A 15,868-nucleotide genomic window follows, 5' to 3' on the forward strand; every position below is an offset into this window, starting at 1 on the left:
AATGTACATTTCTACTGTTTTCCTGCTGTAGGAGAGCATGAAACAAAAAAATAGTAGGATATTCACGTCATAATTTTACTTGCTCATGCTGTTAAGAATAATTTATGAATCACCCCTGAACAGATTTGTCAATCGGATAAGTCCTAAGTTCATTCTGTTAGGCTTATTATTTTTTCTTTCCTTATTTAGCAACGCACAACAAGTTCCTGTAAAATTCTCTCACTTAACGGTTGATAATGGCTTGTCGCATACCGATGCCAAAGACATTAAACAAGACAATTTAGGCTTCATTTGGATTGCTACACTTTTTGGATTGGATAGATTTGATGGATATTCAATAAAATCTTTTTACAATAATCTTGAGTCCAAAAACAATGCTTTTAGGAATAGGATAAGAAGTCTGTACCCCGATGAAAACGGAAATGTTTGGTTAGTCACGGATGATGGGATTCAATGTTTTGATACCAAGCATGAACGATATTTGAACTTGAAAACCAATACGCTACAAGCTCAGAACTTAGGCTATAGCAAAATAATCAAACGGAAAGATGGCACCTTGTTTACCCTTAAATCAAATATACCCTTGATTCATTATATCACTAATGAACAAGTAAAGACCTTGCCTATAAAATATCCAGAAAAAGAAAAGTTTCATGATGCCCTTATGGATACTCAGGGGAGAATCTGGCTTTGTAGTAATCGGGAGATTTGGGTATTAAGTACAGATAATAAACTTCGTCAAGTTGCCAGTTTTTCAAGTTTACAGGAAAAAGGACCTATTGCTCAACTGTTTACTAATACAAAAGGAATGTTATCGTTTGTGTTCGGACAAACAATAGGTACTACTAATTTATCTGTCCGTCAGCCTGATAATGATATTATCAAAAGCGATGTTAAGGTTATCAACCAATTTAAGGCAACTCAATCCCTCATAATTAATGATGTGGTACAAGATGCCTTTCAACGCTATTGGGTGAGTACAGACGAAGGACTTCTTTTATTAGATGCTTCTTTAAAACCTTTACAGGAAATTCATGCGACTAGTCTTCCAAATGGATTGAACACGAATCGACTTGCTAAGTTATTAATTGACCGCACACAATGCTTATGGGTTTGTTCCATAGGAGGTGGAGTGAATTATATTGATTTAAACGCCAAACGTTTTTATACCTTACAACATAATCCTGACCTAAAAAATACACTCTCTGGGAATCATATTCGAGCCATTTTGGAAGAAAATGAGCATATTCTTTGGGTTGGGACGCATGAAAATGGACTAAATCGTTATGACCTTCGCACAAAAAAGTTTAGCACGATTGATAAAAAATCAACGCCTTTAGCTCTTCGTAGTGATGTAATTAATGCGTTAACACTTGATAAAAAGGGGAATTTATGGATTGCGACTGATAAAGGTATTGAAATTCTGGCAAAAGATAGAACAACACTACTCATTCCAAAAGGGGCTCAGAACTTTCCTACCTACAGCATCCAAAGCCTTGCCACAGATATTTTTGGAAATATATGGTTTGGGGCTTTAGAAAGAAATATGGGCAGAATTACCTTAGATAGTCTGGGAATCTATCGAGTGCAATATTTTAGCCCAGCTCATTTTATTTTTGCCGATGCTAATAGCCCTCAAGTATTTGCGGCAAGTATGCACGGCATTATTCATTTTGTGCTTAATCAGCAAGGAAAAGTCAGTCGTGTATTTAGGTATAAAAACGAAGGAAGCGTAAACCCTATTAGTTCAAACTACGTGTGGCCTATCAGAAAGAGTTCAAAGAATGTTTTGTGGGCAGGGACACTAGGAGGAGGATTGAACCAAATCATCATAGATTTAAAAGGGAATTATCGTGCTGTTTCATATAGTACAAAACACGGTATTTTTAATGACGTAGAGTGCTTAGAAATAGATAATAATGGGAAAATTTGGCTAAGTGGACGAGGTTTGGAAAGATTTGACCCAAAGGCCAAAACAACAACCAACTATGATTATTATGATGGACTCCAAGGTAATAGTTTCAAAGTCGGAGCATCATTGAAAGGGAAAGACGGACGTTTGTATTTTGGAGGAATTAATGGGCTCAACTATTTTTATCCAGACAGCATTTATACCAATTCCATTCAAGCAAACCCTGTTTTTACAGGACTATTAATCAATAATGTAAAACAAGAAGATACTATTCTTTCAGAGGGTATCTATTTTAGTAAAAAAACAGCACTCAATTACCTACAGAATAACGTGGTAGTTTCGTTTTCGGCAATGCATTATGCTAATCCACTCAAATGTAAATTCCGATACAAATTAGAAGGACTTGATAAAGAATGGATACAGACCGATGGGAAAAATCCAAAGGCAACGTATAGTAATTTAGCGTATGGTGATTATACTTTATTGTTACAGGCGACAAACAATGATGGTATTTGGTCTTCAAAGGTAGCAAGCCTACCTATTTCAGTGACTCCTCCGTGGTGGAAATCATTTATTGCCAAATGGATTTATGCATTGCTGATACTGGCGATACTTATCAGTATTTATCGCTATCAATTAAAATGGTATAGCCTAAAACGAGCAATTGAAATTAGAGATATAGAGGAACAAAAACGAACTGCAATACACCAGCATAAAGAAGAGTTATATCAGCAACAAGTACAATTTTTTACCAATATTTCGCATGAATTTAGAACACCTCTTTCTCTTATTATTGGTCCACTAGAAAAACTAAAAAAAGAAAATAAAATAGCAGACTGGGGCAATACCTTTCATGTTATGTACAAAAATGCCTCAAGATTGTTAAGCTTAATTAATGAATTAATGAACCTACAAAAGGTGTCAGATAATATAATTCAGTTACAAGTTCAACCGATACAGACGAGCGATTTTGTAAGTGATATTGCTAATGAATTTGAAGATTTGGCAGAAAGTAAGGGAATAACATTTAGGTATAAAAACGACAGTCCAGATAGCCCTCAATGGTTTGACCTCCAGATTGTAGAAAAAATAATACTTAATTTATTGTCAAATGCCTTCAAATATACAGCTGAAAATGGCGAAGTTACTTTTTCCATTTTTTCTGATGCAACAAATATTAAACAACGGTTTAATAATAGTATTGCAATCGAGAGTCCAGTCAAAGCGAAAAAATATACCTATTTCTATATTCAAGATACAGGTATAGGAATATCTGAAGAATTTATGCCCAACATATTTGAACGATATTATCGAGTAAGTAATGAGCATACAGGTTCGGGAGTAGGGTTAGCATTAGTAAAGAGCTTAGTATTGTTGCATAAAGGAAATATTTATGTGAGTAGTGAAATCGACAAAGGAACAGATATTCTAGTGGCCTTACCTTGTGATGAAGATGATTATACCACAGCTGAAAAGAGAGCCACTAAGCCCAGACAAGGCTTTTTAGAAAAAACAGAGCTTGATACTAGCTTATTAAATGTTACGATTACCACAAACTTGGATGATATTCAACAAGAACAGGTTGAGCAAATTTTAATCGTTGAAGACAATGAAGAATTAAGGTTGTTTATGCGTTCGGTTTTATCACAAAAATATATCGTTCATGAAGCTCCAGACGGGCTTTCTGGGTTTGATTTAGCCAAGGAACTAATCCCTGACCTGATTATCAGTGATGTAATGATGCCTTTATTAGATGGAATTAGCCTTTGTAAAATGATTAAAGATGACTTTGAAACCAGTCATATTCCCTTTGTAATTCTTTCTGCAAAAGATGCCCTAGAAGCTAAAATTCAAGGGTTGAACTTTGGGGCAGATTATTATTTTGCCAAGCCTTTAAGTATAGAATTGCTTTTATTAACGATTCACAATGTTTTTGAGCAAAAAAGAAAACTTAAACATAAATACACTACCGATTATTACGTAAAAGCATCTGCCTTGACACAATCTACCAAGGATAAAGAATTTTTAGATAATTTTCTGAAATTGATAGAAGATAATATTCAGTCAGAAGAAATCGATGTAGAATACATCTGCGAACATTTTTGTATTAGTAGAACCGCCTTGTACAACAAAATAAAAAGCATTTCTGGACAGTCTGTTGGAGAATTCATCAGAACGATTAGGCTTAAAAAAGCAATTCATATTATGACACATGAACAAGTAACCATCAATGAAGTAGTAGAACGCATAGGTTTACAAAGCGTATCTTATTTCTCTAGGGCTTTCAAAAAAGAATTTGGGAAGTCACCTTCTGTATTTATTCAAGGATTGAAAGGTAATTGAGATTGAAGTAAAAGAAGGTAATTGTAATATTGACAAGAGAGAAGATTTACTTTTCTGTACAATAAACAGAATATGAAGGTAATAAAACAAAAAAATCTACCTTTTGTGGTAGATTTCTGTTCAAATATCATTTATTTGATTGTGTAGAGAGTGAGGGATTCGAACCCCCGGACCTGTAACAGTCAACAGTTTTCAAGACTGCCGCAATCGACCACTCTGCCAACTCTCTTCGTTTTTGATGATGCAAAATTAGTACTTTCTTTCTTTTTGTGCAACTTTAAAGTGAAAAAAATATCAAAAAAAAATAACAAACAATTAACTTGTACTGATTATCAAGTAGATAAAATAAAAAAAACTTTTACACTTTTTTTTTCGTATATGATAATATAGCGTAGCTGAGGGTCTCCTAGGCATGTTTTATTAAACCAAATCCCTCTTGGAGACAGGGGGACATACAATCTTAATATGAAAAATCTACTATTGTCACTATTCATTGCTGTTATTACAGCGGCCTGCAAAGGTTATGCACAGGAGGAAATGCCTCAAAAGTTTGAAATTGAGAAGTCGGACGAGGCGTGGAAGAAAACGTTAACACCTGAACAATTCCAGATTACTCGAAAGAAAGGTACCGAAAAAGCTTTTTCTGGCAAGTATGTGTATAATCATCAGGTAGGAACTTATCATTGTGTGTGTTGTAAGCAAGAGATTTTTACTTCAAATACTAAATTTGAAGCTGGCACCGGTTGGCCATCATTCTGGAGTCCGATAAGTAATACTAATGTATTAGTAGTCTCAAATGACGGCGGAGGGATGTCTCAGGAAGAAGTAATTTGTAGCAAATGTGGGGCACACTTAGGGTATCTTTTTGATGATGGCCCTAAACCAACTGGAAAACGCTATAGTATTAATTCGCTATCGTTGGTATTTGAAAAAAAATAATAAAGAAAAATAATTAAGTTGATTCATACGCTTATTAGTGTATGAATCAATTTTTTAACATTAAAGCTTTCATTTTCTATCTTAATTCACTCCCTAATCTAAAAGTTTTGTCGTAAATTGTCACCTATTTTAGTTTGATAAATAAGTGCGTGATGAACAAGATAAAACAAATTATTCAAAATCTTAGTGTTATTCTTCAAGCAGCTCTATTGAATTCTCTGCATTGGCTTTGGCTTCAAACAGATAAATTGTTGGTTGGGATACTGGGTGAAGAAAAAGTACAATCATTTTACAAACGCCTTGATAGCATTAAGGCTTATTTTTCAGATTTTAAACATAGCTTCGATAAAGAGTCTACCTATTATCGTCCGATAAAAACACTCTGGAAATCTTTTGCATGGACAGTCTTCGCAGGCGCGTTTTATCTTTTTTGTATTCAAACAAACTTTTTGTGGCTAACGGGCGAGATGCCTTCGGTAGGTGAATTACAGAACCCTAAACTTTCGCAATCATCAGAGATTTATTCAGAAGATGGTGTTTTGATGGGCAAATTTTTTCAAGAAAACCGTACTCCCGTTAAAAACTATAGAGACCTTTCGCCTTATTTAGTGAAAGCACTAGTGGCTACTGAAGATGCCCGCTTTTACCAACATTCAGGAATTGACTTTAGAGCCGTCTTTGGGGTAGCTGTAGGGATTGTTACAGGTGCTAGCGAACGTGGAGGAGGTAGTACTATTACGCAACAATTAGCTAAAAACCTTTTTAAAACCCGTAAAAAACAAGGTGTTTCAAAGAAAGGCTTATTTGGATATGTACCTGTTTTGGGTAAATTCGTCATAAAGACCAAAGAATGGTTAACGGCTATTAAGCTTGAAAGATATTATACCAAAGAAGAAATCATTTTATGGTATCTGAATACGGTTGACTTTGGGAGTAATTCTTATGGTATAAAAGTGGCCGCCAAGACCTATTTCAATACGTCGCCTGATAGCTTAAATGTACAAGAATCTGCGGTATTGGTAGGCATGCAAAAGGCTACTAATACGTATAATCCGAGAAGGAATTACGAAAAATCGTTGAAAAGAAGAAATACGGTATTGTCGCAAATGTTAAAGTATGGTTACTTAACTAAAGTCAACTATGACTCTCTGTCAAAATTGCCGATCACTTTAAAAATTAATGAAGAGTCGCCTTATGATGGTACTAGTAACTATTTTAAAACGGCAGTAGCTAAGGCACTTAGAGAATGGGCTGATACCAGTGATGTAGATTTAGACTTATACCGAGATGGTCTGAAAATTATTACTACTGTAGACTCAAGGATGCAAATCTATGCAGAATCGTCGCTACAAGAAGGAATGAGGGTTTTGCAAAAAACATTTGATAACCACTGGGCAGGTAAAAATCCTTGGTCAGACGAAAAAGGAAACGAGATCCCCGGTTTTATTGATACCGTAGCCAAGCGTACAAGCTATTATAAATCGCTGGCAGTAAAATACAAGAACAACCAAGATTCTATTTGGCATTACATGAAAGATGTAAAGCGTAAAATGTGGGTATATTCAAGAAATGGGTCGGGTGAAGAAGAAATGACGATGAGTGCCTACGATTCGATTGTGTATTACAAACGCTTTTTACAAGCTGGTATGATGAGTATGGACCCTTTTACAGGGCACATCAAAGCGTGGGTTGGGGGGCTAGATTTTCAGTATTTCAAGTATGACCACGTTAATCAAGGACGCCGTCAGCCGGGTTCTACTTTCAAGCCCTTTGTATATACTACTGCCATTGATGGACCTAAGGATATGTCACCTTGTTCACAGATTACGGACGAACCTTTTGAGATAGAAGTAGAAGAGAAAGGCGAGAAAAAAATATGGCGTCCGCATAATGCCGATGGTAGGTTTACTTATCAGACGATGTCGCTGAGGCGAGCCATGGCACGTTCTATCAACTCGTGTGCGGCATGGCTTACCAACGAAGTTGGTCCCGACTCAGTCGTGTATTATGCCCAAAAGATGGGTATAAAAAGTCCACTGGCGGCTGTGCCTTCTATCGGGCTTGGGTCAAATGATGTTACCCTCTTTGAAATGGTCGGAGCGTATGGTTGCTTCTTGAACGAAGGAATGTACACCCAACCTATGTTGGTTGTTGAGATTCAAGATAGAAACGGCAATACGATTCATACTTTTGAACCTGAACGTCATCAAGCCATCAGAAAAGAATCGGCTCAGTTGATGAGATATATGCTAGAAGGAGGATTGGAAGAACAAGGGGGTACTTCGCAAAACCTTTGGTCGTTCAAAGATTTATTTGATGGTAAAGACCGCTATAAATCACGTTTTGCAGGAAAAACGGGTACAACCTCAAACCACTCGGATGGTTGGTATATGGGTTTAACTAGTAATTTGGTAACGGGTACATGGGTAGGAGGAGACGACCGCTCTATTCACTTTAGGAGTGGGGCGTATGGTGAGGGTTCCAAGACGGCCTTACCGCTGTTTGGACGATATATGTCTAAGGTAGTGAAAGACCCAACCCTCGAGGCTTATCATCCCGTACCTTTTGAAAAACTGGATATTAAGCGTGTAGGGAAGACATTCAATTGTGTGACAAGATACGCGGCAGTGAATGATTCAACCAGTGCCGATAGCAATGGTGTACGGTCTGATTCACTGGCTCCGATAAGACAAGGAGAGGCTAGGGTAGATACGAGTAGGAATTAGGAAAATGAGGTTCTTATCTTAAATTTTAAAAACTATGACAAAAGAAAGCATCTCGGAATACTTTAAGGAATTACAAAATCAAATTTGTATTGCCTTGGAAAATGCCGATGGAAAAGGAACATTTCATGAAGATAACTGGCAACGTGAAGGTGGTGGTGGCGGACGTAGCAGAGTAATCCAACAAGGGAATGTCATCGAAAAGGGTGGTGTAATGTTTTCGGCTGTTTGGGGAGACCTCCACGAGAAAATGTTGGCTTCGATGGGTTTAACAGAGAAAGTCGACTTTTTTGCGACAGGCGTATCGATTGTATTACATCCGCATAGCCCTAAAGTACCAATTATCCACATGAATGTGAGGTACTTTGAGATGTCTAACGGAACCTATTGGTTTGGCGGAGGTATAGACCTTACCCCGCATTATGTAGTAGAAGAAGATGCCGTTTGGTTTCATCAATACTTAAAAAATATTTGCGACCAACATAACGAGGCTTACTATCCTAAATTCAAAACTTGGGCGGATGATTATTTCTTTAATACACATAGAAATGAAACACGGGGTATTGGTGGAATATTTTTTGATTATCAGAAGCCTAACGAAACCCGTAATAAACAACAATTGTTTGCTTTTGTAAAGGCGATTGGCGAATCTTTTGCACCGATTTATACCCATTTCATGCAAAAGAACAAAGATTTACCTTTTACGGAAGAAGAGAAAACTTTTCAAATGCTTCGTCGGGGACGTTACGTAGAATTTAATTTAGTGCATGACAGGGGCACTAAGTTTGGACTAGAAACCAACGGAAGGACGGAATCAATCCTGATGTCGATGCCACCTATGGCACAATGGGTTTACGATTTTAAAGCCGAGGAAGGTTCAGAAGAAGAAAAAACCTTGAGCTTGTTAAAGAAAGGTATTAATTGGGTTTAGAGGTTTCTCTAAACCTTTTTTTGTCTATCCCCTAATTTTTTCTTCAAGCAATTTAATCTGAATTTGTAAGGAAGTAATTACAGATGATTTACTATCGAGTAATTGTTTTAATAACTGCAACTGTACCTCTAAGCCCTCAATTTGCTGGTGGAGTAATTTATTATGAAACTCTAGCTGTTTGTTACGGTCACTAAAATCACTAGGAGATTCTTTCTGAACAATGCTAGATTGGATAAGTAGGTTTTGTTGTAGTTCCTCCGCAGAAGTAACTGCAAAATCTAGTTTTTGTAAATTATCCAGGTTTATTCCGAAGTAGTTACAAATGGCATCACAAACATCTAATGAAGGGAAAGTATGTCCATTTTCATAGTCAGACAACGCACTTTTACTAACATCCAGTATCTTGCCCAATGCTTCTAATGTCAACTTATTTCTTTTTCTCAGGATTCTGAGATTGGCACTAAACTTACTTTCCATTTAATCTATTATTTGTTAACGCAATTTAACGATTTGTAGGATGTTCTGAAAATCAATAATTTGTTTAAATGGTAATTTGATTTTTCTAAATCAGAAAGGTCTCCGCAACACCTTTCGCAGAGACCTTTAGGTTCAATTATTCAACAAAGGTAACCTCATCCCCAATCCTTGCCCCGAAAGGCTCTCAGCTCAAAAAGTTTTCTTCTCAGCACGCGAGGAAGTTACACGGTCACCGACCGTTGTAGATGAGGTAAATATTTGTAATAACTTTTAGATACTCTTATTCAGCCTCTGCCGACCATACAATTTTTTTCTTTTTACCAACTACCAATACAATTCTGGTAGGGCTTGGCAAAAGCATTAATCTTGCATTAGCAACTGGGTTTTCTTCTAGTTCTACTTCTACGCCAGCATCAGCACCTACTTCAATGCCACCGTCGCTAGTTTCTTTGAACGAACGAGCCAAATAAGCAGTTGGTAATAATACATCTGAATCTGGACAATATTCTTTATGAATTTCTTGCAGAATATTCTCTAAAAAATCAGCGTATTTATCATTAAAATCATCTTCTAAATCGTGAAGGGCTTCTTCTACATCGTCGTAATCACGGTGATCATAACCCATTTGACTAAGAGCGATTCGTTTTTCAAACAAAGAAAGAAGTTCTTTATCAAGTTCCTGAATATTCATTGAATTAAATTTTGTAATTGATATATGCAATACAAAATTGCAAAGTACTTAGTTGAATCTCAAATTTATCGACAAAAATTTATCACAAAAAAATCCTAAACCAAAAAGCTAAGGGGGGCTAAATCCCAAGCCTGTTGAGGATTATACAGAATTTTGCCATCACTAATTTCTAGTGGTGAAGCAATATTATTATGGTACAATTGCCCCGTACCAAGGCCTTGGGGCAAAGGATTGTTGAATTCGGCAGTAAATTGACTGATGGCATTCAAGCCAACGTTCGATTCTAAAGCAGACGTAAGCCACCACCCAATTTTTAAACGATTGGCATTTTCAATCCATTCTCGGCATTGCTGAAAACCGCCCACTAAGGTAGGTTTTAAGATAATGTATTGAGGCATTATTTTTTTGAGCAACTTATATTTTTCAGTGTATTCTCGTACACCGATTAGTTCTTCATCTAGGGCAATTGGAATAGGGGTAACTTGGCAAAGCTCAGCCATTAAATCTTCGTTGCCATGACGAATGGGTTGCTCTATAGAATGTAGTTGATATTGAGCCAGACGCTGTAGCTTAGGCAACACTTCGTCTATCGAAAAAGCCCCGTTGGCATCTACCCTCAAGGTGATTTGTTCAGAAGTATAGCGTTTGCGAATATATTCTAGCAGTTCACATTCTTTATCAAAATCAATAGCACCTACTTTTATTTTGATGGTATGATAGCCAGCCGCTAGCTTTTGGTCTATTTGGCGAAGCATAAAATCTTTGCTTCCCATCCAGACCAATCCATTGATTTCTATTTGGCGTTCGGCCTTTGCAAAGCCATTGTTAAAGGGCTTTTGTTTGCCACCATTCATTAAATCGAGCATGGCGGTTTCGAAACCAAAAACAACCGAAGGAAATGATTTTTCGAGTACCTGTTCTAGGATGATGTTTAAGTTCCAAGGATATACCTCTAATTCAAGGGTATTGAAGTTTTCGCAGATACCAAGTAGCTGTAATTCAAAATCTGGGCGGTCGTCAATACTGAGTCCTTTTAAGGGAGAACATTCACCCAAACCAAAAACAGTAGGATTTTCGGAGTCAAAAATCTTAATGAAGTAGCTATCTTTGTGCGTTAGCACACCTCGAGACGTTCCTGCCTCGAAATTAAAATTCAGTGTATATTTTGCAAAGACAGCTTTAAGACTCATTTTCTGGTAAGCCCAATTGTTTTAAAGAATTTAGCAATAAGAATTTTGCCGAAATAAATAAATTTCAGCAATTATTTTGTAATTAATCGTCTGATTGTGTGTGTATTAATGGTTATGAATAGACCTTCCGAGAGCTAAGTACTTCGTTAAAGTATCTTAAAAGGGATTTGAAATTAGTAAAAAGTCAGAACTCTTTATGAATTTTACAGTGTAAAATTTTTATTTTTTCTGAACAAGGCAAAATTTAGTACTTTTTTGAAGGTAATTTCAAATAAAAGGTAAATATATTGTAACATCATTTACTGCCCGACCCATCCCTAGCGAGGGACTTAAGTCCCTCGCTAGGGATGAGATCTTCAAGGCTTGATTTTAATATTCCTAGTCGCAGGAAGGGTGAGGTAAAACAAAAAAAAACTATGCGGTTTTTTCTTTTTCCTTTTACATGGTTGTATGGTTTCATTACCGATTGTCGTAATTTCTGTTACGACAATCATCTGTTTTTTAAAGTCAGTCAGTTTGAAAAGCCTGTTATCAATATTGGGAATTTAACAGTTGGTGGAACAGGCAAGACGCCACATGTAGAATACTTGATTAAGTTGTTAAAAAATCGTTTTTCAATAGTCATTCTTAGCCGAGGCTATGGACGAAAAACCAAAGGGTTTATCGTAGCCGATGCGTTGGCAACGGCTGAAACCATTGGTGACGAACCGATGCAGTTTTATAATAAATTTCATAAAGTACTAAAAGTTACTGTTGGGGAAAAGAGAGCAGAAGCATTGACGAATATTTTTAAGATTTTTCCTAAAACAGACCTCGTTGTGCTAGACGATGCCTTTCAGCACAGGGCTGTAAAACCATCATTGAATTTATTATTGATGGATTATAACCGACCTATTTACGAAGATTACACATTTCCCGCAGGACGCCTCAGAGAACGCCGTCATGGGGCTAAAAGAGCGGATATATTGATAGTCAGTAAGTGTCCCGATGATTTATCTGTTGTAGCACAACAAAAAATCAGTGAACATATTTTGCCTTATTTATCCCCACAAACACCCATTTTTTTTACAGGAATACGTTATGGTACACCACAGACAATTAATGGAAATATTCAAGGAGCTTGTCATAAAACCGTCCTATTAGTGTCGGGCATAGCACGTCCTGAGCCTTTTGAGGCATATTGTAGACAAAATTTTAAGGTGGTTCAACATTTAATTTATAATGACCATCATCATTTCAATGAGAAAGATTTTAGTTTGATACTGGAAACATTTCATAACATTCAAGAACCAGAAAAAAGTATTTTAATGACTGAAAAAGACATGGTAAAGTTTCAAGCTTTCCTTGACAGTAAGGAGATATCAATGTTTTATCTACCAATTGAGATTTATTTCTTGAACAATAACCATCAATTATTTGATGATTTAATCTTGAGAAGAATGTAGGGCAACAAAATAAAGTTTAAATTGCCTTATTCAAGCTTTTTAGCAATTTATGATGTCTAGTTGGTACATGTGCTTGAACCTCTTTCGCCTTTTTTATTTAATTTTGTATTGTGAATTTTAAAAGATATATCCTGACTTTCTTAGGACTTCTGCTTTCGGAGGTCTTATTGGCACAAATTCCTTCAACTTTTGGTACGGGAAATACGTCAACAAATAATTTTCCGCAAGGAAAAACAACAGATAAACCTAAAAGTCCTACTGGTAGGGCAGGCGTGGATGACTCTACAAAGGTTATTTATGGGCCTACTTCTACCCAATACTTTTTAGAGGAAGATGTTTTCAATAATCGTAAAAAGCTTATCCCGATTGATACTTCCCTTGGCGAAGGACATAATTATAACTTTATTCAACGCAACAGAAACCTGTATCAAGATTTAGGGAATATTGGCACAGCGATACGTCCTATATTTTTTAAAGAACCTGAGCAAATAGGGACGATGCTAGGCTATGATGCCTATTCGCTTTATGCCTTTAAACCTAATCAAGTAAGGTATTTCAATACACGTTCGCCTTTTACCAACTTGGTGTATGTAACGGGGGGTAATGAACAAGATTTATTACAATTTGAATTTAGTAGAAACGTAGATTCTTTATGGAATTTTAGTATCAACCTACAGCGAATAGTGACGAATAAGCAATTGGTAACGAGTTCTACTTCAACCAATAAAAATGCGATTGGTCATTGGGACTTTATGTTGCATACCAATTACCAAACCAAGAACAAGAAGTACCAATTGTTGGCCTACGCCAATTTATCAGACCATAATTCTAATGACGAAGGTGGCGTGTTGCCCCAAGGCAGAAGCTACGATTTGATATTACAACAGGGCAATAATGCGGCTATCGTCAACAATGCTTCTACGCGGGATAAGTTTTATAACCTGCATTTATACCATGAATATGTAGGGTACAAGGCTTTTCAGGTATATCAAGTAGTGGACTATCAGACTAGGAAAGTACAATTTAGAGACCCTGACTATGTAGCCAACTGGACAAGCGGATTTTACCCAATAGCCTATGATTCATTAGGCAAAGGCTATCGCTATACTACTGATACCACTGTTACGAACAAAATGAAATTGGATTCGCTTTATAACGAAAGTCAATATAGCATTTTTGAACATAAGTCGGGTATCAAAGGATTTTACAAAGGATTCAATTATCGTCTTCATTTGCGTCAGCGATTCTTTAGTTTCAGTAACCCTTTGTATAATTATAGTATCAACAGAAACGAAAACTTTTTGGGGGTTTGGTTGAACCAATATTTCAAGGATAGCACTAGAGCCTTTGCGGAAGTAGAATATTTGCTGACAGGTAGTGATTTTAAATTGAATGTAGAGTTTCAAGGAAAGTGGCTAACATTGGGAGGAAGGGCAATGTCTACCTCGCCCACTTTGGTACAGCAAATAACCTTTAACGATGGCTTTAGGTGGGACAAAAATACCAATGTCTTCGTTACCGACCGTGGTATTAGCAATAATATGCAAACCTACCACGCTTATGCTTCGGCGAGTCCTAAGTTTGGGAAACTGACGCTAAGACCAAGCGTTGATATTAGTTTGGTGAACAGTTATATTTATTACGACACGCTAGCATTTGTAAAACAAGCAACCTCAGATATTGCTATTTTTAAAGCAGGTATCGGGTATGATTTTCACAAAGGAAGATTCTCGACAGTAGGGCAATTGTATTTAACCACGACAACTGGATCCGACTTAATCAGGATTCCGAAGATTTTTGCGAATACTCGCTTTGCCTTTGATTTACTCTACAAAAAGAGACTTTTTATTCATACAGGTGTCGAGCTCCACTACAAGTCGAACTACTATGCAGATGCCTATATGCCTGCTATTCAGCAATTTCATTTGCAAGATAAACAAATGATTAATGGGTATGTCCAAGCAGATATATTTGCTGATATGCGTATTAATAGAGTACGCTTGTTTGTAAAATTTGCCAACGTAGCCCAAGGACTTTTAGGCAATGGCTATTATGCCGCCCCAGGTTTTTTAGGAATGGGAAGAACCTTTGGATTTGGCTTGCAATGGTTGTTGTTTGATTAGGAGGAGGACTTTAGGACTAGAAGACTTTAGGATTGGAGGACACAAGATGTTAGATTTTAGACCTAAAAAATCTCCCAAATCAGCGTGTCAAATCTGTGTAAATCTGCGGGTTAAAAACTTTTGAAGAAGGCAGGTTTTAGGACTTGAAGACTTTAGGTATAGGGTTAAAAAAAACACCATTCACTTAATCACTCAATAGACAATTCCGAAAGCCGATGACCGAAAGCTGAAACCTATACATTATGACAAACGAACAAAAACAATACGCTACAAAAACAATGTTGGGTTTAAAACTTCCAACTGACCCACGTTGGGTAAATATTGCGGAGAAAAATATTGGAGAGATATTAATAGACCATGCCTATTGTGAGCAAAAGGCAGCCTCGTCATGTATTTCATTAATCATTCAGTTTCCTGAAAAAGAAAAACTCAGAGAAGTATTGATGCCTGTGGTTTCGGAAGAATGGGCACATTTCAGAATGGTAATTAAAGAATTAGACAAACGAGGCTTATCATTGGGCAATCCTCGCAAGGATTTGTACGTTCATCAGTTATATGAAGGCATGAAACGGGGAGGGTCGAGAGACGAGCAATTGGGCGAACGCCTTTTTATGAATGCTTTGATAGAAGCCCGTAGTTGCGAACGTTTCAGGTTGCTTTCTTTGGAGATTTCTGATGAAAGTCTCAGAGAGTTTTACCATGAATTAATGATTTCAGAAGCAGGACATTATGTTAATTTTATCGACCTTGCTAAGGAGTATTTATCTGAAAGCTATGTGAAACAACGCTGGAATGAATGGCTTGAAATGGAAGCTGAAATCATGAAAAATCTGGAGATGAGAGGAGATAGGGTGCATTAGTTTTTTAGATTGAAGACTTTAGGCCTGGAGGATTTTTAGATTTAAGACGCTAGACGAAAGACATAAGAAGCAAGAGAAAAGGCTTTTGATTCTAGGGCTAAAAAAATCTCCAAAATCAGCGTATCAAATCTGCGTAAATCAGCGGGTAAATATTTTTGGAGACACAAGATTTTATGACTAGATGACTTTAGGATTTTTAGATTTAAGACGCTAGACGAAAGACACAAGAAGCAA

The 15,868-nt window shown here is 36.7% G+C and carries 10 protein-coding genes and 1 tRNA gene; 7 read left to right on the forward strand and 4 right to left on the reverse strand.

Features of this window, described 5'->3' with window-relative positions; genetic code table 11:
• The first annotated feature begins 85 nt into the window (after positions 1–85).
• Complete coding sequence (locus AC07N0_RS13415; RefSeq protein WP_494589581.1) at positions 86–4,255, forward strand: hybrid sensor histidine kinase/response regulator transcription factor; 4,170 nt, start codon at positions 86–88, stop codon at positions 4,253–4,255.
• Positions 4,256–4,399: 144 nt separating this feature from the next.
• On the opposite strand, the gene AC07N0_RS13420 is transcribed toward AC07N0_RS13415, so the two are convergent.
• Positions 4,400–4,484 (reverse strand) — tRNA-Ser (locus AC07N0_RS13420).
• A gap of 236 nt (positions 4,485–4,720) precedes the next feature.
• Between AC07N0_RS13420 and msrB the strand changes: the two genes are divergently transcribed.
• The 3 genes from msrB to hemF all read left to right on the forward strand — a co-directional run bounded on the left by msrB (position 4,721) and on the right by hemF (position 8,848).
• Entirely contained in the window at positions 4,721–5,194 is a 474-nt protein-coding gene (msrB, locus tag AC07N0_RS13425; protein ID WP_492803178.1) for a peptide-methionine (R)-S-oxide reductase MsrB, read from the forward strand.
• Between the two features lie 152 nt (positions 5,195–5,346).
• Complete coding sequence (locus tag AC07N0_RS13430) at positions 5,347–7,920, forward strand: penicillin-binding protein 1A (protein WP_494589582.1); 2,574 nt, start codon at positions 5,347–5,349, stop codon at positions 7,918–7,920.
• A 34-nt stretch (positions 7,921–7,954) separates the two neighbouring features.
• A complete protein-coding gene (gene hemF, locus AC07N0_RS13435) occupies positions 7,955–8,848 on the forward strand; it encodes an oxygen-dependent coproporphyrinogen oxidase (RefSeq protein ID WP_494589583.1) in 894 nt (297 codons plus the stop codon).
• Between the two features lie 24 nt (positions 8,849–8,872).
• Here the strand turns inward: hemF and AC07N0_RS13440 are convergent, their stop codons facing one another.
• From AC07N0_RS13440 to AC07N0_RS13450, 3 genes are all read right to left on the reverse strand, one after another.
• Complete coding sequence (locus AC07N0_RS13440) at positions 8,873–9,325, reverse strand: helix-turn-helix transcriptional regulator (protein WP_492803182.1); 453 nt, start codon at positions 9,323–9,325, stop codon at positions 8,873–8,875.
• A gap of 280 nt (positions 9,326–9,605) precedes the next feature.
• Positions 9,606–10,016 carry a hypothetical protein gene (locus AC07N0_RS13445; protein WP_492803184.1) on the reverse strand — a complete coding sequence of 137 codons (411 nt, stop codon included), beginning with the start codon at positions 10,014–10,016 and terminating at the stop codon, positions 9,606–9,608.
• 95 nt (positions 10,017–10,111) lie between these two features.
• Positions 10,112–11,206: an o-succinylbenzoate synthase gene (locus tag AC07N0_RS13450; protein ID WP_494589584.1), complete on the reverse strand. Its 1,095-nt coding sequence runs from the start codon at positions 11,204–11,206 to the stop codon at positions 10,112–10,114.
• Between the two features lie 416 nt (positions 11,207–11,622).
• Between AC07N0_RS13450 and lpxK the strand changes: the two genes are divergently transcribed.
• The 3 genes from lpxK to AC07N0_RS13465 all read left to right on the forward strand — a co-directional run bounded on the left by lpxK (position 11,623) and on the right by AC07N0_RS13465 (position 15,634).
• Positions 11,623–12,651 carry a tetraacyldisaccharide 4'-kinase gene (lpxK, locus tag AC07N0_RS13455; protein ID WP_494589585.1) on the forward strand — a complete coding sequence of 343 codons (1,029 nt, stop codon included), beginning with the start codon at positions 11,623–11,625 and terminating at the stop codon, positions 12,649–12,651.
• A 110-nt stretch (positions 12,652–12,761) separates the two neighbouring features.
• The gene (locus tag AC07N0_RS13460; protein ID WP_494589586.1) at positions 12,762–14,774 is read left to right on the forward strand and encodes a putative porin; all 2,013 of its coding nucleotides are present in this window, start codon (positions 12,762–12,764) and stop codon (positions 14,772–14,774) included.
• 242 nt (positions 14,775–15,016) lie between these two features.
• A complete protein-coding gene (locus AC07N0_RS13465) occupies positions 15,017–15,634 on the forward strand; it encodes a MiaE family protein (RefSeq protein WP_494589587.1) in 618 nt (205 codons plus the stop codon).
• Positions 15,635–15,868: the final 234 nt, after the last annotated feature.

The organism is Arcicella sp. GW821-FHT09D11, from assembly GCF_059416265.1.

Excerpts from the sequence above, each read along its gene's own strand:
- AC07N0_RS13415 (WP_494589581.1), top strand. The coding sequence starts at position 86 with ATGCTGTTAAGAATAATTTATGAATCACCCCTGAACAGATTTGTCAAT.
- lpxK (WP_494589585.1), top strand. The coding sequence starts at position 11,623 with ATGCGGTTTTTTCTTTTTCCTTTTACATGGTTGTATGGTTTCATTACC.
- msrB (WP_492803178.1), top strand. The coding sequence starts at position 4,721 with ATGAAAAATCTACTATTGTCACTATTCATTGCTGTTATTACAGCGGCC.
- hemF (WP_494589583.1), top strand. The coding sequence starts at position 7,955 with ATGACAAAAGAAAGCATCTCGGAATACTTTAAGGAATTACAAAATCAA.
- AC07N0_RS13465 (WP_494589587.1), top strand. The coding sequence starts at position 15,017 with ATGACAAACGAACAAAAACAATACGCTACAAAAACAATGTTGGGTTTA.
- AC07N0_RS13445 (WP_492803184.1), bottom strand. The coding sequence starts at position 10,016 with ATGAATATTCAGGAACTTGATAAAGAACTTCTTTCTTTGTTTGAAAAA.
- AC07N0_RS13430 (WP_494589582.1), top strand. The coding sequence starts at position 5,347 with ATGAACAAGATAAAACAAATTATTCAAAATCTTAGTGTTATTCTTCAA.
- AC07N0_RS13440 (WP_492803182.1), bottom strand. The coding sequence starts at position 9,325 with ATGGAAAGTAAGTTTAGTGCCAATCTCAGAATCCTGAGAAAAAGAAAT.
- AC07N0_RS13450 (WP_494589584.1), bottom strand. The coding sequence starts at position 11,206 with ATGAGTCTTAAAGCTGTCTTTGCAAAATATACACTGAATTTTAATTTC.